Annotated in this window: 17 protein-coding genes and 2 riboswitches; of the genes, 10 read left to right on the forward strand and 7 right to left on the reverse strand. The window is 72.1% G+C overall.

Features of this window, described 5'->3' with window-relative positions:
* Positions 1 to 4: 4 nt before the first annotated feature.
* The 4 genes from qcrB to ctaE all read right to left on the reverse strand — a co-directional run bounded on the left by qcrB (position 5) and on the right by ctaE (position 4,338).
* Positions 5 to 1,663, reverse strand: a complete 1,659-nt coding sequence (gene qcrB, locus ABTZ03_RS28180; protein ID WP_350515896.1) for a cytochrome bc1 complex cytochrome b subunit — start codon at positions 1,661 to 1,663, stop codon at positions 5 to 7.
* Entirely contained in the window at positions 1,660 to 2,724 is a 1,065-nt protein-coding gene (qcrA, locus tag ABTZ03_RS28185) for a cytochrome bc1 complex Rieske iron-sulfur subunit (protein WP_502894604.1), read from the reverse strand. Before qcrA ends, qcrB begins: the two co-directional genes overlap by 4 nt.
* Positions 2,721 to 3,530 (reverse strand): cytochrome bc1 complex diheme cytochrome c subunit, encoded by an 810-nt coding sequence (gene qcrC / locus ABTZ03_RS28190; protein ID WP_350515898.1) that lies wholly within the window; start codon positions 3,528 to 3,530, stop codon positions 2,721 to 2,723. Before qcrC ends, qcrA begins: the two co-directional genes overlap by 4 nt.
* Before the next feature lie 187 nt (positions 3,531 to 3,717).
* Positions 3,718 to 4,338 carry an aa3-type cytochrome oxidase subunit III gene (gene ctaE / locus ABTZ03_RS28195; RefSeq protein ID WP_350515899.1) on the reverse strand — a complete coding sequence of 207 codons (621 nt, stop codon included), beginning with the start codon at positions 4,336 to 4,338 and terminating at the stop codon, positions 3,718 to 3,720.
* 396 nt (positions 4,339 to 4,734) lie between these two features.
* Here ctaE and ABTZ03_RS28200 point away from each other — a divergent pair, with 396 nt between their 5' ends.
* The 3 genes from ABTZ03_RS28200 (at position 4,735) to ABTZ03_RS28210 (ending at position 8,180) form a co-directional block, all read left to right on the forward strand.
* Positions 4,735 to 5,160 carry a response regulator gene (locus ABTZ03_RS28200; protein WP_350515900.1) on the forward strand — a complete coding sequence of 142 codons (426 nt, stop codon included), beginning with the start codon at positions 4,735 to 4,737 and terminating at the stop codon, positions 5,158 to 5,160.
* 118 nt (positions 5,161 to 5,278) lie between these two features.
* The gene (trpD, locus tag ABTZ03_RS28205) at positions 5,279 to 6,355 is read left to right on the forward strand and encodes an anthranilate phosphoribosyltransferase (protein WP_350515901.1); all 1,077 of its coding nucleotides are present in this window, start codon (positions 5,279 to 5,281) and stop codon (positions 6,353 to 6,355) included.
* 291 nt (positions 6,356 to 6,646) lie between these two features.
* Positions 6,647 to 6,762, forward strand: a riboswitch (SAM riboswitch).
* A gap of 53 nt (positions 6,763 to 6,815) precedes the next feature.
* Positions 6,816 to 8,180 (forward strand): aminotransferase class V-fold PLP-dependent enzyme, encoded by a 1,365-nt coding sequence (locus tag ABTZ03_RS28210; protein ID WP_350515902.1) that lies wholly within the window; start codon positions 6,816 to 6,818, stop codon positions 8,178 to 8,180.
* Positions 8,181 to 8,195: 15 nt separating this feature from the next.
* On the opposite strand, the gene ABTZ03_RS28215 is transcribed toward ABTZ03_RS28210, so the two are convergent.
* Together ABTZ03_RS28215 and ABTZ03_RS28220 are read right to left on the reverse strand one after the other, a co-directional pair.
* The gene (locus tag ABTZ03_RS28215; protein ID WP_350515903.1) at positions 8,196 to 8,477 is read right to left on the reverse strand and encodes an Lrp/AsnC family transcriptional regulator; all 282 of its coding nucleotides are present in this window, start codon (positions 8,475 to 8,477) and stop codon (positions 8,196 to 8,198) included.
* A gap of 41 nt (positions 8,478 to 8,518) precedes the next feature.
* Entirely contained in the window at positions 8,519 to 9,301 is a 783-nt protein-coding gene (locus ABTZ03_RS28220) for a rhomboid family intramembrane serine protease (protein ID WP_350515904.1), read from the reverse strand.
* Between the two features lie 200 nt (positions 9,302 to 9,501).
* Here ABTZ03_RS28220 and ABTZ03_RS28225 point away from each other — a divergent pair, with 200 nt between their 5' ends.
* The 6 genes from ABTZ03_RS28225 to ABTZ03_RS28250 all read left to right on the forward strand — a co-directional run bounded on the left by ABTZ03_RS28225 (position 9,502) and on the right by ABTZ03_RS28250 (position 16,682).
* The gene (locus tag ABTZ03_RS28225) at positions 9,502 to 9,765 is read left to right on the forward strand and encodes a hypothetical protein (RefSeq protein WP_350515905.1); all 264 of its coding nucleotides are present in this window, start codon (positions 9,502 to 9,504) and stop codon (positions 9,763 to 9,765) included.
* A gap of 267 nt (positions 9,766 to 10,032) precedes the next feature.
* On the forward strand, positions 10,033 to 11,343 hold the full coding sequence (locus ABTZ03_RS28230) for an NYN domain-containing protein (RefSeq protein ID WP_350515916.1): 1,311 nt from the start codon (positions 10,033 to 10,035) through the stop codon (positions 11,341 to 11,343).
* A 199-nt stretch (positions 11,344 to 11,542) separates the two neighbouring features.
* A complete protein-coding gene (locus ABTZ03_RS28235) occupies positions 11,543 to 12,577 on the forward strand; it encodes a C40 family peptidase (protein WP_350515906.1) in 1,035 nt (344 codons plus the stop codon).
* Positions 12,578 to 12,913: 336 nt separating this feature from the next.
* Positions 12,914 to 13,070: riboswitch (cyclic di-AMP (ydaO/yuaA leader) on the forward strand.
* A 10-nt stretch (positions 13,071 to 13,080) separates the two neighbouring features.
* Positions 13,081 to 14,205: an NlpC/P60 family protein gene (locus tag ABTZ03_RS28240; protein ID WP_350515907.1), complete on the forward strand. Its 1,125-nt coding sequence runs from the start codon at positions 13,081 to 13,083 to the stop codon at positions 14,203 to 14,205.
* Positions 14,206 to 14,448: 243 nt separating this feature from the next.
* On the forward strand, positions 14,449 to 15,495 hold the full coding sequence (locus tag ABTZ03_RS28245; protein WP_350515908.1) for a C40 family peptidase: 1,047 nt from the start codon (positions 14,449 to 14,451) through the stop codon (positions 15,493 to 15,495).
* Positions 15,496 to 15,650: 155 nt separating this feature from the next.
* Positions 15,651 to 16,682, forward strand: coding sequence for a hypothetical protein (locus ABTZ03_RS28250; protein ID WP_350515909.1), 1,032 nt, complete (start codon positions 15,651 to 15,653; stop codon positions 16,680 to 16,682).
* Between the two features lie 30 nt (positions 16,683 to 16,712).
* On the opposite strand, the gene ABTZ03_RS28255 is transcribed toward ABTZ03_RS28250, so the two are convergent.
* The gene (locus tag ABTZ03_RS28255; RefSeq protein ID WP_350515910.1) at positions 16,713 to 18,089 is read right to left on the reverse strand and encodes a glycosyltransferase 87 family protein; all 1,377 of its coding nucleotides are present in this window, start codon (positions 18,087 to 18,089) and stop codon (positions 16,713 to 16,715) included.
* Between the two features lie 211 nt (positions 18,090 to 18,300).
* On the opposite strand from ABTZ03_RS28255, the gene ABTZ03_RS28260 reads away from it, so the two are divergent.
* Entirely contained in the window at positions 18,301 to 19,437 is a 1,137-nt protein-coding gene (locus ABTZ03_RS28260; protein ID WP_350515911.1) for a glycosyltransferase family 4 protein, read from the forward strand.
* The last annotated feature ends 96 nt before the right edge of the window (positions 19,438 to 19,533 follow it).

Below are 19,533 nucleotides of genomic sequence, written 5' to 3' on the forward strand. Positions count from 1 at the left end.
GGGATCAGTGGTGGCCGTGGCCGCTGGTGATCTCGTGGTGCTCCTCGGCGGTGGGCTTGGGGATCTGGCTGCCCTCGCCGTAGAAGCCGCGGGAGAGCTTGGCCCGGGTGCGGGTGAGGGCGCCGGCCTTGCGGGCCACGCCGTTCTCGTCCGTCTGGGCCGGCAGCTCGACCGGCTGGATCTGCTCGTGCGCCGTGAGGGTGTGCAGGTCCTTCGACGGCAGCTGGGCGTGCACCTCGACGAACTCACCGTGCGGCAGGCGCTTGATGACACCGGTCTCGCGGCCGTGCAGCACCTTCTCCTTGTCACGGCGCTGGAGGCCGAGGCACCAGCGCTTGGTGATGATGAAGGTGATGACCGGGACGGCGAAGAAGCCGACGCGGACGAAGTAGGTGATCGAGTTGAGCGACAGGTGGAAGTGCGTGGCGAACAGGTCGTTGCCACCACCGATCAGCAGCACCAGGTACAGGCTGATCCAGGCCGCGCCCAGGGCCGTGCGGACCGGGGCGTTGCGCGGGCGGTCCAGGATGTGGTGCTCGCGCTTGTCGCCGGTGATCCAGCCCTCGATGAACGGGTAGACCGCGATGGCGACCAGGACCAGCGGGAAGATCATCAGCGGGATGAAGACACCCAGGTTCAGGGTGTGGCCCCACAGGCTGATCTCCCAGCCCGGCATGACGCGGATCAGACCCTCGGAGAAGCCCATGTACCAGTCGGGCTGGGCGTCGGTCGACACCTGGTCCGGACGGTACGGGCCGTAGGCCCAGATCGGGTTGATCGTGGCGATCGCCGAGATGGCGGCGATGATGCCGAAGACCAGGAAGAAGAAGCCACCGGCCTTGGCCATGTAGACCGGCATCAGCGGCATGCCGACGACGTTCTTCTCGGTCTTGCCCGGGCCCGCCCACTGGGTGTGCTTGTGGTAGAAGACCAGGATCAGGTGCGCCACCAGCAGGCCGAGCATGATGCCCGGGATCAGCAGCACGTGGATGGTGAAGAACCGCGGCACGATGTCGTGGCCGGGGAACTCGCCCCCGAACAGGAACATCTGGATGTAGGTGCCGACCAGCGGGACCGCGAGGATCGCGCCTTCCATGAAGCGGATACCGGTGCCGGACAGCAGGTCGTCGGGCAGCGAGTAGCCGAAGAAGCCGTCGAACATGCCCAGGACCAGCAGCAGGAAGCCGAAGACCCAGTTGATCTCACGCGGCTTGCGGAACGCGCCGGTGAAGAACACGCGCATCATGTGCACGAGCATGGCGGCCACGAAGACCAGGGCGGCCCAGTGGTGGATCTGGCGGATCAGCAGACCGCCGCGGATCTCGAAGCTGATGTCCACCGTCGAGGCGTACGCCTCGGACATCCCGATGCCCTTGAGCGGCACGTACGAGCCGTTGTAGACGACCTCGGCCATCGACGGCTTGAAGAACAGCGTCAGGTAGACACCGGTCAGGATGATGATGACGAACGTGTAGAGGCAGATCTCGCCCAGCATGAAGGACCAGTGGTCCGGGAAGATCTTCCGCAGGTTGGCCTTGGCGAGGGAGTAGATCCCCAGCCGGCCGTCCGTCCAGTCAGCCGCGGACTCCCACTTGTTGGCGGGGTTCGCACGCGTGCTGGAGGGCTTGGCGGCACCCTTCGTGGTGCTGCTCGCGCTACTCATCGAGCACGCTCCCAGAAGCTCGGGCCGACGGGCTTCTCGAAGTCGCCGGTGGCGACCAGGTGGCCCTTGTCGTCAGTGGTGATCTTCAGCTGCGGCAGCGGGTGGCCGGCCGGGCCGAAGATGACGCGCGCGCCGTCCGCCAGGTCGAAGGTCGACTGGTGGCAGGGGCAGAGCGCGTGGTGGGTCTGCTGCTCGTACAGGCTGATCGGGCAGCCGACGTGGGTGCAGATCTTGGAGTAGGCGAGGATGCCCTCGAAGCCCAGCTCCTTGGACTTGTCGTCCTTGATGTCGTCCGGCGCGATGCGCACCAGCATCAGGGCGTCCTTGGCGATGCGCTGCTGGAAGTCCTCGTCGTGGGTGGTGAGACCCTCCGGCATGGCGAAGGTCAGCGAGCCGATGACGAGGTCCTCGGGCTTCATCGGCTGCATGGTGCTCATGTTGACGAGCGCCAGCGGGGCGGCCGGGGTGGCCTCCTGCCAGCCGGTCTCCTTGAGCTTCTTCTCCGGCAGCGGGCCCAGGTCGCGGAGCAGGACCACGCCGGAGAGCGGGACCAGCGCCATCGACCCGATGAGGGTGTTGCGGATCATCTTGCGACGACCGAAGCCGGACTCGGCGGCACCGGTCTTGAACTGCTCGATGACGTCGTTGCGGACGTCGTCGTCAGCCTCGATCGGGTGACGCTCGGCGGGCAGCTCGACGTCCGACATCAGGGTGCGGGCCCAGTGGACCGCGCCCGCGCCGATCATGAACAGCGCGACGCCCAGGGTCAGGCCCAGCGCGAAGTTCAGCGCGCTGACGTGACCCAGCGGGAAGATGTAGACGATCTTGTCCGGGTCGATGGCCACGTAGGAGGCGATGAAGCCGATGGTGGCGAGCATCGAGACCACGAACATCAGCGAGACCTGACGCTCGGCGCGCTGGGCGGCCCGCTCGTCGATGTCGGTGCGGCGGGGCTCGTGGGCCGGCAGGCCCGGGTCGGCGAACGGGTTGCCGTGGTCGGCCACCTCGCCGGCGGAGCCGTGCGGCTCCGGGAGCTTGTCTTCTGACATGTCGTGGCTCATGACTTCTTGGCCTTGGTGGTGTGGGCGGCGACCCAGATCGCGACCGCGATGAGCGTGCCGAGGCCGAAGATCCAGCCGAACAGACCCTCGGTCACCGGACCGAGGCTGCCCAGGGTGAGACCGCCGGGGTTGGGCTCATCGTTGGTGGTGTGGCGGACGAAGGCCACGATCTGCTTCTTCTGCTCCTCGGGCATGGTGCTGTCCGGGAACGACGGCATGTTCTGCGGGCCGGTCTGCATGGCCTCGTAGATGTGCTTGGCGTCCACGCCCTCCAGCGACGGGGCGTACTTGCCCTTGGTCAGGGCACCGCCCTGACCGGCGAAGTTGTGGCACTGGGCGCAGTTGGTGCGGAACAGCTCCCCACCCTTGGAGATGTCGTCAGGGTTGGTCGAGGAGTACTGCTTCGCGTCCGGGGCGATCGGGCCGGGGCCGAGCGACTGGACGAACGCGGCGAGCTGGTCGATCTCGCCCTGGGTGTAGATGGCCTTCTTGCGCGGCACCTGGGCACCGGGCTGCTGGGCCGGCATGCGACCGGTACCGACCTGGAAGTCGACGGCGGCGGAGCCCACGCCGACCAGGCTCGGACCGTCACTGCTGCCCTGGCCGTTCAGGCCGTGGCAGGAGGAGCAGCCGACGGCGAAGAGCTTCTTGCCCTCATCGATCGCGAGCGACTGCGCGGCGACGTCGGCCTGCGCCTTGTCGGCGGGCGCGAACATGCCGTACAGCCCCCCGGTTGCCGCCAGGGCGAGAAGTAGGACGACCAGCGCCGCCAATGGGTGGCGCCGTCGTGCGGAGAGCTTTTTCACGGAATAACCCCGGTGTCAGGATCTGGTCGACTGGTGGGTGCACCCGGCTGCCGGTCTGGCCGGCACGAGGCTGCCTGTCCAAGGCTGCGCGCGCGGTCGGTCGGTGGGAGCGTCGGCACCGGCAGAAGCGGCCCGTCGCCGGTGAGGGCGGGGGCCGCAGCCGGTGGCCAGCGACCTGATCAGCTGGTTACTTGATCAGGTAGATGGTCGCGAACAGGCCGATCCACACGACGTCGACGAAGTGCCAGTAGTAGGACACGACGATCGCGGCGGTGGCCTGCTCGTGAGTGAAGCGCTTGGCTGCGTACGTCCGTCCGAGGACCAGCAGGAAGGCGATCAGACCGCCCGTCACGTGCAGACCGTGGAAGCCGGTGGTCAGGTAGAACACCGTGCCGTACGGGTCCGAGGACAGCGAGAGGCCGTCGTTCTTGACCAGCTCGGTGTACTCGTAGACCTGACCGCCGATGAAGATCGCGCCCATGAAGAACGTGAGGGCGAACCACGCGCGGAGCTTCTTCACGTCACCGCGCTCGGCGGCGAACACGCCGAGCTGGCAGGTGAGCGAGGAGAGCACCAGGATCGTGGTGTTGATCGAGGAGAACGTCACGTTGAGGGCGTGCGCCTTCTCGGCCCAGAACTCGGCTCCCTTGACGGAGCGGAGCGTGAAGTACATCGCGAAGAGCGCCGCGAAGAACATCAGCTCGGAACTGAGCCAGACGATCGTTCCGACGCTGACCATGTTCGGTCGATTGACCGATCCGTGCGCGTGCCCGGTTTCTGTTGCTGTTGCTGTCGCCACGACGGACATTATGTCGGTCCCTTATTCCGTCTTCACGTCGGGGGGTGTCCCTCGGAGTGTCCGGTGCGTGCGGTATGCCCCCTTGAAGGGCGGCGAGGGGGCCGTACGGGGGCTGAGCAGTGGGGTGTCCCTTTTCTGACGGTTCCTCTGGCGGGCCCGCCACCCCCTTGCCCAGTGCGTCGTTGCGCGGACGGCGCAGTCGCGGGTTGTAGGGGAGGGGACACCGGATGGGCCGTCCGGGTGGACCGGGCGGGGTGGGGTGACGGGCCGTCCTCCGGGCGGGTGAGCGGCGGGCGCGTCGGCTTGAGGGGGAACGTGCGCGAGGGGGACCGGTGACGGGGGAAACGGGGGTAGCATCCGGATCAGGTGAACGTGGTCCGGATCACACTTGAGGGAGCAGGGTCCATGGCGTACACGACCGACGAGACGCTCACCGTCCTCGTCTACAGCGACGACCGCAACACCCGCGAGCAGGTGCTGACGGCCCTCGGCCGTCGGCCCGCCGAGGATCTTCCGGAGCTGTCCTACCTGGAGTGCGCGACCACCCCCGCGGTGCTCAAGGCGTTGGAGAAGGGCGGCATCGACCTCTGCGTGCTGGACGGCGAGGCGGTTCCGGCCGGCGGGCTGGGCCTCGGGCGCCAGCTCAAGGACGAGATCTACGGCTGCCCGCCGGTGCTGGTGTTGATCGGTCGGCCGCAGGACTCCTGGCTGGCCGCCTGGAGCCGGGCCGATGCCGCGATCTCCCACCCGGTGGACCCGGTGGCGCTGGTCGAGGCGGTCGCCGTCCTGCTGCGGGCCCGGCTGGCCAAGCGGGCCCCGGCGAGCCGTTGAGCGGTGCCGTCTCAGCAGGAGAGAAGTCGGGGCCGTAGCCGCCCCGCCGCTCGATAGGCTGACTCCATCCGTACGGACGTCCCCCGGAGCGGGGAACCGACAACAGCTGGAGTCAGCCATGGTGAACGTGAACCCTGCGAACGGTGGTACCGACCCCGCGCAGGTGGTCCGCACCTGGCCGGACCTCTTGGCGGCGCTGTTGAAGGGGGAGGACCTCGACCGCTCCTCCACCGCGTGGGCGATGGACCGGATCATGAGCGGCGAGGCGTCCCCCGTCCAGGTGGCCGGGTTCATGGTGGCGCTGCGGGCCAAGGGCGAGTCGGTCGAGGAGATCTCCGGCCTGGTCGACGCGATGTACGACCACGCCGAGCCGCTGGACATCCCCGGCCCGGCGGTCGACATCGTCGGCACCGGCGGCGACCGGGCGAAGACCGTCAACATCTCCACCATGTCGGCGATCGTCGCGGCCGCGGCCGGGGCCAAGGTGGTCAAGCACGGCAACCGGTCGGCCTCCTCCACCAGCGGCTCCTCGGACGTGCTGGAGAAGCTCGGGGTCGCGCTGGACCTGTCGCCCCGGCGGGTGGCCCAGGTGGCCGAGGAGGTCGGGCTGACCTTCTGCTTCGCGGCGAAGTTCCACCCCTCGATGCGGCACGCCGCCACCGCGCGACGCGACCTCGGGGTGCCGACCGCCTTCAACATCCTCGGTCCGCTGACCAACCCGGCCAAGGTCACCGCGCACGCGGTCGGCTGCTTCGACACCCGGCTCGCCGGGCTGATCGCCGGGGTGCTGGCCCGGCGCGGGGCGACCGCGCTGGTGTTCCGCGGCGACGACGGGCTGGACGAACTGACCATCACCACCACCTCGCAGGTGTGGGTGGTGCGCGACGGGGTGGTCACCGAGACCACCTTCGACCCGCGGGACGTCGGCATCGAGCTGGTCGGCATCGAGGCGCTGCGCGGGGCCGACGCCGCGTACAACGCGGAGGTCGCCCGGCGACTGCTGGCGGGGGAGCGCGGGCCGGTGCGGGACGCCGTCCTGCTGAACACCGCGGCGGCACTGGTCGCGCTCGACCTGGGTGACGCGCCGCTGACGGAGCAGCTCGCGGCGGGCATGGTGCGGGCGGCCGAGGCGATCGACTCGGGCCGGGCGCAGGATCTGCTGCGGCGCTGGTCGGAGGCCACCAGCCGGATCTGAGGCGGCGGTTGAGGGCCCGGGCCGGTTCCGCCGACCCGGGCCCTTCCTGTCCGCCCCGGGCTCCCGCCCGCCCCGAACCCCCGGTGACCCGCCCCGCCCCCCGGTAACCCGCCCCGAGCCGAAGGGGCGCGCCGGTGCCGAAAGGGAGAAGCGAGGGAGCGACGAAGGAGCGAGGGAGCGCCGACCGTCGGCACCGGACAAGAGCGCCCCGGAGGCGAGCGGGCGAAAGTACTGTCCGGATGGTGGATGACTGTTTGACCGTCCGACGTACCCGACCTAGAGTCTTCGCCAGGTCATGAGTGACAGCGTCAAGCCCCAGCTGGCTGTCCGGCAACCCTCCGTCCGTGGCGGGGTGCCCTGGGTGAGGACCGGGTCGCCGGAAGCCGTCCGTGCGACAAGCGCGGACGCCCGACGAGCAGCACTCCCGGGGGTCCCTGACCCGTAGAAGGAGTGCATCCTCATGTCCGTCTCCGTCGAAACCCTCGCCCCGCTCGCCGTCCTCGGCCAGGACGTCCAGGTCCCGCTGGCCAGCGGTGAGAAGGTCGGTTACGCGGCGCTCGACTACGCGGCCAGCGCGCCGGCGCTCCAGCGGGTCTGGGACGACGTCGCCGCCTACGCGCCGTACTACGGCAGCGTGCACCGCGGCGCCGGGTACCTGTCGCAGCTGTCCACCGACCTGTTCGAGCAGAGCCGGCGGACCGTCGCCGAGTTCCTCGACCTGCGCGCCGACGACCAGGTGGTCTTCACCCGGGCCACCACCGACTCGCTCAACCTGCTGGCCGGCGCGGTGCCGGCCGGCACCCGGGTGTTCGCCTTCGAGACCGAGCACCACGCCTCGCTGCTGCCCTGGGCGCACGCGGGGCTGGAGGTCGACTACCTGCGGGCGCCGCGCTCGCGGGCCGAGGCGGTGGCGGCGCTGGAGAGCGCGCTGGCCGCGGCGCCCGAGGGGCCGAAGCTGCTGTGCGTCACCGGCGCCTCCAACGTGACCGGCGAGCTGTGGCCGGTCGCCGAGCTGACCGCGACCGCGCACCGGCACGGCGCCCGGGTGGTGCTGGACGCGGCCCAGCTGGCCCCGCACCACCGGGTCTCGGTCCGCGAACTGGACGTCGACTGGATCGCCTTCTCCGGCCACAAGCTCTACGCGCCGTTCGGGGCCGGGGTGCTGGCCGGTCGGTCGGACTGGCTGGACGCGGCCGAGCCGTACCTGGCCGGCGGCGGGGCGACCCGGACGGTGGCCCGGGAGCTGGACGGCTCGGTGGCGGTGCAGTGGCACACCGGCCCGGCCCGGCACGAGGCCGGTTCGCCGAACGTGATCGGCGCCTACGCGATCGCCTCGGCCTGTCGGGCGCTCACCGAGGCCGGCTTCGACGCGCTGGAGGCCCGGGAGCGGCAGCTGGTCGAGCGGCTGACGACGGGGCTGGCGGAGATCCCGGAGGTCCGGGTGCTGAACCTGTTCGGCGCCGGCTCGGCCCGGGTGGGCGTGCTGTCCTTCGTGGTCCGGGGCTGGAACAGCTCGCACTTCTCGGCCGCGCTGTCGGCCGAGTACGGCATCGGGGTGCGGGACGGGCTGTTCTGCGCGCACCCGCTGGTGCGGACGCTGCTCGGGGAGGAGGAGGTGGCGCCGTCCGAGTGCGGGGCGCCGGAGTCCTCGCTGCCCGGGGAGCGCAGCCTGAACGCGATCCGGGTGAGCTTCGGGGCCGGCACGCCGGACGAGCACGTGGAGCGCTTCCTGACCGCCGTCCGCGAGCTGGTCACCGACGGCGCGGCGTGGAACTACCGCAACGAGGGCGGCCGTTGCGTCGTCGACACCCGTCGCGAGGGCTGAGCCCCACGCGTCGTCCTACTCGTCCAGGCCGAGCGCGAAGGCCGCTTCCAGGTCGTGCTGGGAGTAGGTGCGGAAGGCGATCTGGGTCTCGGTGTGCGCCACGCCCGGGACCTTGTTGAGCCGGCCCGGGATGACGTCGGCGAGGTCGTCGTGACGGCGCACCCGGACCATCGCCACCAGGTCGTAGCCGCCGGTCACCGAGTACACCTCGCTGACGCCGTCGATCGCGGCGATGGCCTCGGCGATCTCCGGGATGCGGTCGACGCTGGTCTTGATCAGGACGATGGCAGTGATCACGGTGCGGGCTCCTTCATGGGGTGCGGCCAGCGTATCGGGCCTCAGCCGGGTCGTCTCGGGGGGTGTCCGACGACGGTGCAGGCGTACAGGAAGCCGGCCGAGAAGCCGATCACGTGCACCAGGTAGGCCACCCCGGGCCCGGCCGAGTGCACCGACCACCACTGCAGGGCGAACCAGAGGCCGAGCACCAGCCAGGCCGGGAAGCGCAGCGGGAGGAAGAGGAGCAGCGGGACCAGGGTGGTCACCCGGGCCCGCGGGTGGAAGCGCAGGTAGGCGCCGAGCACGGCCGAGATCGCCCCGGAGGCGCCGATCAGGACCCGGGTGGAGTCGGGGGAGTGCGCCTCGGCGAGCGCGAAGCCGTACGAGGCCAGGCTGCCGGCCGCCAGGTAGAAGAGGAGGAACCTGGCCCGGCCGACCCGCCGTTCGACGGTGGGGCCGAAGACGTGGAAGAAGAGCAGGTTGCCCAGCAGGTGCAGCCAGCCGGCGTGCAGGAAGAGGCCGGTGAGGGCGGACACGGCCGGGTGCTTGCCCGGGGTCGGGGCGGCGGGGCAGCCGGGGACCGGGTCGGGGGCCTCGGCCAGCTGCTCGGCGGTGAGCGGGTGGCCCGTCAGCAGTTCGGCGGGGACGGCGCCCCAGCGCTGCTCGTAGCGCTGCTCGGCGCAGATCCGGGCCTGGCCGGTGCCGTACAGCGGGTTCAGGCCGGCCGCCGGGCCGAGCAGGAAGACCAGGGTGTTGAGCGCGATCAGGGCGTAGGTGACGGCCGGGGCGGGAACCGCCGGGCGGCCGTCCCGCGCATCGGTGTGGTCGGGGGCCGCGAGCGCCATGCGGCCAAGCATTCCTCCGGACACCGCACATGACACGCCCGTTTACGGCAGGTGGACTAGCCATCAAGTTCCCCTGACCGGTGGTCGTGACGGTTGCCCCAGGCAATAGGCTTGGGCCGGGCGATCCCGCCTCCCGCCGCCGATGCCGGGGCTCCGGGGGAGCGCCTGACCGCCCAGGGACCAGCCGAGAGGATCCCCCGATGACCGTCCCCGCCCTGACCGCCGAGACGCGCTGGCGCTGCACGCTGTGCGGCAACCTCACCCGCTTCGACGTGACCCGTACCGCGCGGGTCACCGAGTTCCTCCACTTCGACCTGGCCGGCGAGTCCAAGGTCGAGGAGACCGAGGTGCACAGCGAGACGGTCGAGTCGGTGCGGTGCCGCTGGTGCAACGCGGTGGACCAGGTCGAGCTGGTGGCCCGCCCGGGCGCCGAGGGTGCGGAGGCCCCCGCCGAGCAGGGCTGATCCCGGCCGGTGCGGTGGGCGGCGCGTGACGCGGCCGGCCACCGCACGGGACAATACAGACAAGACGCACGGAGCGTGACGACAGGGGCGGCCGTGGGCCGTACCCGCTGGACCAGGATCGGAGCCGAGGACGTGGTGGACGCAGCGAGGGAGCCCGCCGACGCGCAGGGGCTTCAGCCCGCTGCGCAGGCACCGGCGTCGGAGGACGGGGCGGCCCCGTTCGAGACCCCGCTCCCGGACCCGGCCGGTGGCGCCGTCGAACGCCCGGTGGAGAAGCTGGACCGGCCGCTGCCCGAGGGCGTGCGCCGGCGCGTGGTCGGCCTGGCCTCGGACGCGCTGGGCGGGCTGCCGCCCGGGGAGCTGCCGCAGAGCCTGCGTCAGTACGTGAAGTTCACCCCCGCGCGGCGGGCCAAGTACGCGGCCACCGCGCTGGCGGCCGCGCTGGAGTCCGAGCCGGCCTTCCGGGTGCGGATAGCGGAGCGGCTGCGGCTGGGCCAGCCGGACCTGGTGAAGGCGCTGGAGTCGGGCAGTGTCCCCGGCGCCGCCGATCCGATGGACGTCGCGGCCGCCGCCTACCTGGTGCGCTCGGCGGGCTGGAGCCGGCTGGTCGCCGAGGTGGGCGAGGAGGTCGAGCGGGCCGGTGCCGAGGACGCGGCGGCGGAGGCCACCCGGCTGGTGGAGAAGCTGCAGGCCGAGCTGGCCGAGGTGCGGGCCGCCGCGCGGGCGGACCTGGACCGGCAGCGGGCGGAGTCCGAGGGGGTCCGGCGGGAGGCCGAGTCGCTGCGCAAGAAGGTGCGGTCGCTGGAGAGCGACACCCGCCGGGCGCAGGCCGAGACCCGGCGGGTGTCCGGGGAGCTGGAGGCCGTGAAGGCGCAGGCCACGGGTGAGCGCAGTGCGGCCGAGGGCGAGGCCCGGCGGTTGCGGCACCGGGTGTCCGAGCTGGAGAACGCGGTCGAGCAGGGCCGCCGCTCGGCCCGGGAGGGGCGCAGCGTCGAGGACATGCGGCTGCGGCTGCTGCTGGACACCGTGCTGCAGTCGGCGCAGGGCCTGCAGCGCGAGCTGGCGCTGCCGGTCTCCCAGATCCGCCCGGCGGACCTGGTCGAGGCGGTGGTGCCGGGGGCGGCCTCGCCGCACGACGTGGCCCGGCGCGGCCTGGCCGACGACGATCCGGCGCTGCTGGACCAGCTGCTGGCGATCCCGCAGGTGCACCTGGTGGTGGACGGCTACAACGTGACCAAGACCGGGTACCCGACGCTGCCGCTGGAGCAGCAGCGGATCCGGCTGCTGGGCGGACTGGCGATGCTGGCCCAGCGCACCCAGGCGGAGGTCACCTGTGTGTTCGACGGGCAGGACCTGGACGTCCCGGTCATCATGGCGCCGCCGCGCGGGGTGCGGGTACGGTTCAGCCGGACCGGGGAGACCGCGGACGAGCTGATCCGCCGTCTGGTCCGGGCCGAGCCCCAGGGCCGTCCGGTGGTGGTGGTGTCCACCGACCGGGAGGTCGCGGAGGGCGTGCGGAAGGCGGGCGCGCGCCCGGTGGCCTCGGTGCTGCTGCTGAACCGGCTGGCCCGGCCCTGACCGGGGCCGGAGGGCGTGACGGCAGCTCAGTGCGGTGACCGCGGGGGTGTGCGGATCCGGTGAAGCCCGTGGGGGAACCGGAGTTCACGCCTTCGGGGGAGTGGCAAAACGGATAGATCTTCACTAGGGTCTGGCGTCAAACCTATTTTCCGGAATCTCACCTGATCAGGTGAGTCCGATGGAAGAAGGAGCCGGTCCCTTGGCCTCCCACCGCCGTCCCAAGCAGCCGAGCCGCGCGCGGGTCTCCGTGCTCACCGCGGCCGCTGCGACCGCGGTCGCCCTCTCCGCCCAGGTGGCCGCGCACGCCGCGCCGCAGCCGAACAAGTCGGACGTCAAGGCGCAGATCGACCAGCTCCAGCAGGAGCAGGAGCAGGCGGCCGAGAAGTACAACGGCGCCAAGGAGCGGGCCGACCAGCTCCGCAAGCAGGCCGACCAGCTGCAGGACCAGGTGGCCCGCAGCCAGGACCAGATGAGCCAGCTGCAGGTGGGCCTGGCCCAGGTCGCGGGCGAGCAGTACCGCACCGGCGGCATCGACCCCTCCGTCCAGCTGATGCTCTCCTCCGACCCGTCCGGCTACCTGGAGAAGGCGTCCAGCGTCCAGCAGGCCAGCGCCAGCCAGACCGAGGCGCTCAAGGGCCTGCTCGACCAGCAGCGCCGGCTGGACCAGGAGAAGGCCGAGGCGGCCGCCGTGCTGGCCTCGCTGGACTCCACCACCAAGGACCTGAACCAGGCCAAGTCGGACGTCAACACCAAGCTGAAGTCCGCCCAGGACCTGCTGAACTCGCTCAGCGCCGCCGACCGGGCCGCGCTGCGGGCCCAGCAGCAGCAGGACGACCGCGCCTCGCGCGGCAGCGACCGGGTCGACCTGAGCAACCTGCCGCCGGCCAGCGGCTACGCGGCGGTGGCCGTGGCGAAGGCGATGAGCAAGCAGGGCTCGCCGTACGTGTGGGGCGCCACCGGGTCGAGCACCTTCGACTGCTCCGGCCTGATGGTCTGGGCGTACGGCCAGGCCGGCGTCTCGCTGCCGCGGACCTCGCAGGAGCAGGGCCACATCGGGACCGCCGTCACGCTGGCCACGGCCCAGCCGGGCGACCTGGTGATCTACGGCGGGGACATGCACCACGTGGCGATGTACATCGGCAACGGCATGGTGGTCCACGCGCCGCACACCGGTGACGTGGTGAAGGTGATGAAGGCCGACGCGATGTCGATCAACACCATCCGCCGGATCTGACGGAACGACACGCCGCGAGCCCCGTTCCGGCCCTGTGATCCGCGCCACCCTCCGATCGGGGGTGGCGCTTCGGGTTGGCCCGTTCAGTGGTCGAGCGATGAGACCTGATCAGCTTTGCGTACGGCGGCGATCACGATCAGTCATTTTCACAAAAGAACCTGGGTAATCTTCCGTCTTTTTTCTGACAAGGATTTGAACGGATCACGGTTCAGTTACTAGGGTCGTGCTCCGAACCACCGCACTGTCGATCACCCAGCCTGGGTGGCGGCGGTGGTTACCGCCGAGTTCGCGAAACAGCGGGGCAGGTCGAAGCGACTGCCCGACAGGGGAGCCCAGTAGTCGGGGGCGCTGCGGAGCGGAGCCGGGGAACCACACGTTCCTCCGGGGTGAATCGGCGCCAGGTCGGCCGCGGTAGTGGCCGGTGAGGCGTCGTAGGGCATGCTTCCGGCCCGAACCCGTCAGCTCACCCGGTAGGCGGACGTAGGAAGAAGGAGTCCGCCTTCGTGGCGTCCCATCGTCGTCCCAAGCCCGCCAGCCGCGCTCGTGTCTCGATCCTCACCGGCGTCGCCGCAGCGGCCGTCGCCCTCTCCGCGCAGTCCGGCGCGCACGCCGACCCGCAGCCGACCAAGGACCAGGTCAAGGAGCAGGTCGACCAGCTCAACGAGCAGGCCGAGCAGGCGACCGAGAAGTACAACGCCGCCCAGGAGAAGCAGCAGGAGCTGGAGAAGCAGGTCTCCGGCTTGCAGGACCAGGTGGCCCGGCAGCAGTCGCAGGTGACCGACCTGCAGGGCGGCCTCGCGGAGATCGCGGGCGAGCAGTACCGCAACGGGGGCATATCCCCGACCGTCCAGCTGATGTTCTCCTCCAGCCCGGACAACTTCCTGAACCAGGCCGGTGCGCTCAACCAGGCCGGCAGCACCCAGAAGAACCAGCTGAAGCAGCTCCAGGAGCAGCAGCGCAAGCTGGACCAGGACCGCACCGAGGCCCAGGGCAAGCTCGCCGAGCTGGAGTCCACCACCACGCAGCTGAAGGCCTCCAAGGACGAGGTCCAGAACAAGCTGAAGGCGGCCCAGGACCTGCTCAACACGCTGACCGAGCAGGAGCGCCAGGCCCTCAAGGCGGCCGAGGACAAGGCCGCCGCCGACGCCAAGGCCAAGGCGGACGCCGCCGCGAAGGCCTCCCAGCAGTCGGCCCCGGACCGCGCCTCGCGCGACAACAGCCGCAGCGACCTCGGCTCGGGCTCGACGTCCGCGCCGGTCAAGGTCGCCCCGGGCAGCTCGCACGGTGCCGCCGCACTGGCCGCCGCCGCCTCCAAGGTCGGCAGCCCGTACGTTTGGGGCGCCACCGGCCCCGGCTCCTTCGACTGCTCCGGCCTGATGGTCTGGGCGTTCAACCAGGCCGGCGTGTCGCTGCCGCGCACCTCGCAGGAGCAGGCCGGCGCCGGCACCCGGATCGGCTCGGACATCTCCCAGGCCCAGCCCGGCGACATGCTGATCTTCTACGGGGACGCCCACCACGTCGGCATCTACGCCGGTAACGGCCAGGTGCTGCACGCTCCCAAGCCGGGCGCCTCGGTCCGCTACGAGGCCGTCTCCAACATGCCGCTGGCTTCCATCGTTCGGGTCTGATCCGGACTCCGCCAGAACGCCGGCCAGGCTTTCCCGGGCCCGGTCCTCCGCCACGGAGGGCCGGGCCTGCGGCTTTTCCGGCGACTCGGTCGGATGTCCGAATAGGGGTCAAATATTCGGGCCGGGAGGGGTTTGGACTCACTTGCCCGGACTCGCTAACCTCTGCCACCGGACTCCCGCTCGACGGCCGCCCATCGGGGCGCGGCCGCGGGGCCGCGCCGCAGGACTGGAGCCGCTGCCGCCATGGCCGTGCACCGACGTTCCCAACTGCTCGCCCGTGCGCTGGTACTGACCGCGGCCGCCACCACGGCCCTGGGCGTGGCGACCGCCGGCAGCGCCCAGGCCGCCCCCGGGGCGCCGGACGCGCCCGACCGCAAGGACGTCAAGGCGCAGGTCGAGCAGCTGTACGACGAGGCCGAGCAGGCCTCGGAGAAGTACAACGCCGCCCAGGAGGCCCAGAAGCGGCTCCTCGGCGAGACCACCGTGCTGCAGGGCGAGGTCGCCGAGGGTCAGGAGCAGCTGAACGAGCTGCGCGGCGACCTGGCCACGGTGGCCGGGGCCGAGTACCGGGGCGGCGGGATGACCCAGACCGCCCAGCTGATGCTCTCCACCGACCCGGAGGGCTACCTCGCCCGGGCCCGCACCCTGGGCCAGGCCGCCGAGCGGCAGCAGGAGACGCTGCACGAGCTGGTCACCCGTCAGCGCCGGCTCGACCAGCGCCGCACCGAGACCGCGGCCAAGCTCGCCGAACTCGACCAGGCCCGCCGCTCGCTGGGCGAGAACAAGCAGCAGATCCAGCAGCGGCTGGCCAAGGCGCAGAAGCTGCTCAACAGCCTGGGCGCGGCGGAGCGGGTCCGGATGGTCGCCCAGGACGCCCGGGAGGCCGAGCAGCGCGCCACCCGGGGCACCGACCGGCTGGACCTCGGCAGCACCCCGGCCGCCTCCGAGCGCGGGGCGGCCGCGCTGGCCGCCGCCGTGCGGATGGTCGGTTCGCCGTACGTCTACGGATCCACCGGGCCCCGTGCCTTCGACTGCTCCGGTCTGATGTACTACAGCTGGCGGCAGGCCGGAGTGACCCTGCCGCGGACCTCGCAGGCCCAGGCGTACGCCGGGCAGCGGATCAGCCTCTCCGAAGCGCGACCGGGAGACCTGGTGATCTTCTACCGGGACATGCACCACGTCGGGATGTACGCCGGCGGCGGGGTGATGGTGCACGCCCCGTACCCGGGGGCCAAGGTCCGGTACGAGAGCGTCAATGCGATGCCGGTCTCGGGGGTGGTCCGGCTCTGAGCGCGACCCCGGAGCCGGTACCGATAGCACCGGCCCGCCGCACGCTGTCCCGGCGCGGTGCGCTGCTGCTGGCGGCCGGCGGGTTCGCCCAGCTGTCGCTGCCCCCGGCCGCCCCGGCGGCGCCGGCGCGGCAGCTCGCCGACCGGCGCGCCGAGGTGGCCGGGCTGCTGGGGGCCCGGGCGCGCTCGCTGCCCGAGTGGTCGGGGCTCACCGGGGCCGAGGCGTCGTACCGCAACCTGGTGCTGCCGTCGACCGCCGGCGCCGACCGGCTGACCGTGGCCGCGGAGCTGGTGGTGCGGATCGCCGGGTACGACGAGTACCCGGTGGTGTACCCGCGCCGGATCGAGCTGGTCCGGGACCAGGGCGGCTGGCGGGTCGTGCACGAGGAGGGCACCGGCGGGCCGCCGGCGCTCTGGGACCTCGGCGCCGTCCGGACCGCCGTCGGCGCCCGGTGCCTGGTGCTCGGCCTCGCCGAGGGACCCGACCCGGCGGGCCTGGTCCCGGTGGGGGACCGCGCGGTGCAGGCCGTCAGCGCGGTCTGGGGCGAGGCCTGGTCCGGTCGGCTGCTGCTCGAACTGCCCGCCACCGAGCCGCAGTTCGCCCGCCTGTTGGAGGCCGACCCGGCGGGTTGGGCGGGCCTGGCGGCGGTCACCGTGGCCGCCCCCGGTGCGCCTCTGCACACCCCGGCGGACCGGGTGGTGATCAACCCCGAGGCGTTCGGGAAGCTCAGCGACTTCGGCCGGCAGGTGGTGGTCACCCACGAGACCACCCATGTCGCGACCCGGGCCGACACCCGGGCCTGGACCCCGCTCTGGCTCTCCGAGGGCGTCGCAGACTGGACCGCGTACCGCGACTCCGGGCGCACCCCGCGGCAGATCGCCCCCGAGCTGGCCCGGGACGTCGCCGCCGGGAAGCTGCCCACCGCGCTGCCTGCCGACGCGGACTTCGCCGCGGGGGCCACCGGCATCGCCCAGGCCTACGAGCAGTCCTGGCTGGCCTGCGACCTGATCGCCCGCCGGTACGGCACCGGGCGGCTGGTCGCCTTCTACCGGGCGGTCGGCGCGGCCGACGGGCAGGGCGAGGACCGGGAGCAGCGCACCGACCGGCTGCTGCGTGCCGTCCTGGGCGTCGGACTGGCGGAGTTCACCCGGCTCTGGCTGGCCGACGTGGCGGCTTTGAAGGGCTAGCTCTCGTTAGAGGGTCTCACGAAGCCGGGTTCAGTGGCCGTTCGCCGGCCGGGCGCCCGCCGGTTGGTCGATGCCGTCCAGCAGGTCCTGCTCGTAGGCGATGCCCGGGCGCACCGGGTAGGCGGAGGCGGGCGGTAGGGCCGGCGGCTCGGAGAGCACCACGGTGGGCGGCAGCGGCGCGGCGGCGGCGCGGGTGGAGCGCCAGAGCCGGATGCCGGAGAGCACGGCGGCGGTCAGCAGCAGCAGGTTGCGCAGGCCCAGCACGGTGATCGCCAGCGGTTCGCTGTTGAGCACCTGGGTGAACAGCGTCGGGAACTCCAGCAGGGTGAGCGGGCAGGCGAGCAGGATCAGCAGCGCCACCGGCCGCTGGCTGGTGCCGCGCACGGTCAGGCAGACCGCCGCCACGCCGATCAGCCAGACCAGGTACTGCGGGCTGATCACCCGGCTGGTCACCACGAAGATCAGCAGCGCGCACAGCGCCGCGTCGTACATGGTGGCCGCGTTGCGGCGGCGGGCGGTGAAGCGCCACAGCAGCAGCCAGAGGAAGCCCAGCACGGTGCCGGCCATCATCACCTTGCTGATCACGCCGACCCACGGCCCGAGCATCTCGGGGGAGCCGTAGTTCATGGTGACCCTGCCGTTCCAGCCCCCGGCCATCCGGGCGATGTGCAGCGGCAGCGCGCCGACCGACTCGACCTCGATGCCGCGCGCCCCCTGGAAGGCCAGGAAGCCGAAGGCGCCGTTCATGCCGGCCGCGAGCAGGAAGCCCACCGAGACGGCGGTGGCCGCGGCCAGCGTCCAGGCGCGGCGGGTGCGGCGGCCGGACGGGGTGCCGATCAGGCCCAGCAGCGGCCAGATCTTGACCACGCCGCCCAGGCCCAGCAGCAGCCCGCCGACCGCCGGGCGGCGGATCAGCGCGAGCAGGCCGGCCAGGGTGAGCGCGGTGACCAGGAGGTCGAAGCGGTTGTAGATCATCGGGCCGAGCAGCGGCACGGCGACCACCCACAGCCAGGCGCCGGTCAGCGTCCGGCCCCGGCGCAGCCCGGTGCGGATCAGCAGTGCGGCCGCGGCGGCGTCGGCGATCCCGCAGATCACCCAGAACGAGGTCAGGTACGACCAGGGCAGCAGGCCCGGCAGCAGGATCACCAGCGCGGCGCCGGGCGGGTACTGCCAGGTCACGTCGTCGAACGGGAAGGTGCCGGTCTGCAGCACGCCGTACCAGGCGTGGTAGATCATCCAGACGTCGGCGGTGACGTCGCCGCCGGGGGCCTTCAGCACGCCGGTCATCAGCAGCACCAGCAGGGTGCGGGTGGCCACCCAGGTCGCCCCGAGGGCGGCGAGCGCCCCGAGCGGGCGGCCGAGGCGGCCGCGCGAAGAACCGGACTCGGTGGCCGGGGCCAACTCCACTGCGCTCCTCGTTCGTCTCGACGTCCTCACCGGAGGCGTCGTACGGACGGACGCCCGGGCCGCCGTGTCCGCGGCCTAGGTACTAGGACTGACCCGGGGGTCAAACGGTTGCCGTACGCGGTTCCGTTCCCGGCGGGTCATGGTGTTGACCTATCGTACGGATCACCCAGCGGTACACCGAGCACCCCCCGACCGAGCGAGCCGTGGCCTGATGCACAGAACCTTGATCGTCACCAATGACTTCCCGCCCCGCCCGGGAGGCATCCAGGCCTTCGTGCACAACATGGCGGTCCGTCAGCCCCCCGGGAGCATCGTGGTCTACGCCTCGACCTGGCGGGACGGCTCGGAGGTGCGGCGCTTCGACGCCGAGCAGTCGTTCCCGGTGATCCGGGACCGGACGAAGGTGATGGTTCCCACACCGCGGGTGACCCGGCGGGCCGCCGAGATCCTGCGGGCGGAGCGGTGCGACTCGGTCTGGTTCGGCGCGGCCGCCCCGCTCGGCCTGATGGCGCCCGCGCTGCGCCGGGCCGGGGCCGGGCGGCTGCTCGGCATGACCCACGGACACGAGGCCGCCTGGGCCCAGCTGCCCGGCTCCCGGCAGCTGCTGCGGCGGATCGGCGCGGGCACCGACGTGCTGACGTACCTGGGGGAGTACACCCGCTCGCGGATCGCCGCCGCGGTCGGGCCGCAGGCCGCGGCCCGGATGGTGCAGCTGCCGCCGGGCGTGGACGAGACGACCTTCCACCCCGGCTCCGGCGGTGCGGAGGTGCGCCGCCGGTTGGGGCTGGCGGACCGGCCGGTGGTGGTCTGCGTCTCCCGGCTGGTGCCGCGCAAGGGCCAGGACACCCTGATCGAGGCGATGCCGCAGATCCTGGCGGACGTGCCGGACGCGGTGCTGCTGATCGTCGGCGGCGGGCCGTACCGGGCGGACCTGGAGAAGCTCGCCGACGCCAAGGGCGTCCGGGCCTCGGTGCGCTTCACCGGCTCGGTGCCCTGGGAGGAGCTGCCCGCCCACTACGGGGCCGGGGACGTCTTCGCGATGCCCTGCCGGACCAGGCGCGGCGGGCTCGACGTGGAGGGGCTGGGGATCGTCTACCTGGAGGCCTCGGCGACCGGCCTGCCGGTGGTCGCGGGGGACTCCGGCGGGGCGCCGGACGCGGTGCTGGAGGGCGAGACCGGGTACGTGGTGCCGGGCGGCTCGGCCGGGGCGGCCGCGGAGCGGATCGTCCGGCTGCTCCGGGACGAGGAGCTGAGGCGGCGGCTCGGCGAGGCCGGGCGGCGCTGGGTGGAGCGCTCCTGGCGCTGGGACCTGCTGGCCGGGCGGCTGACCTCGCTGCTGGCGGGCTAGGTGTTCTGTCCCGTGAGGTTGGGGACGCGGGTGGCGGGTGGCTTGCCTGCGAGTGCGGTGTGTCCGCGGTGGTGATTGTAGGTGTGGAGCCATGCG

This window comes from Kitasatospora sp. NPDC096077, from assembly GCF_040303245.1.
In the GTDB taxonomy this organism is placed as follows: Bacteria; Actinomycetota; Actinomycetes; order Streptomycetales; family Streptomycetaceae; genus Kitasatospora.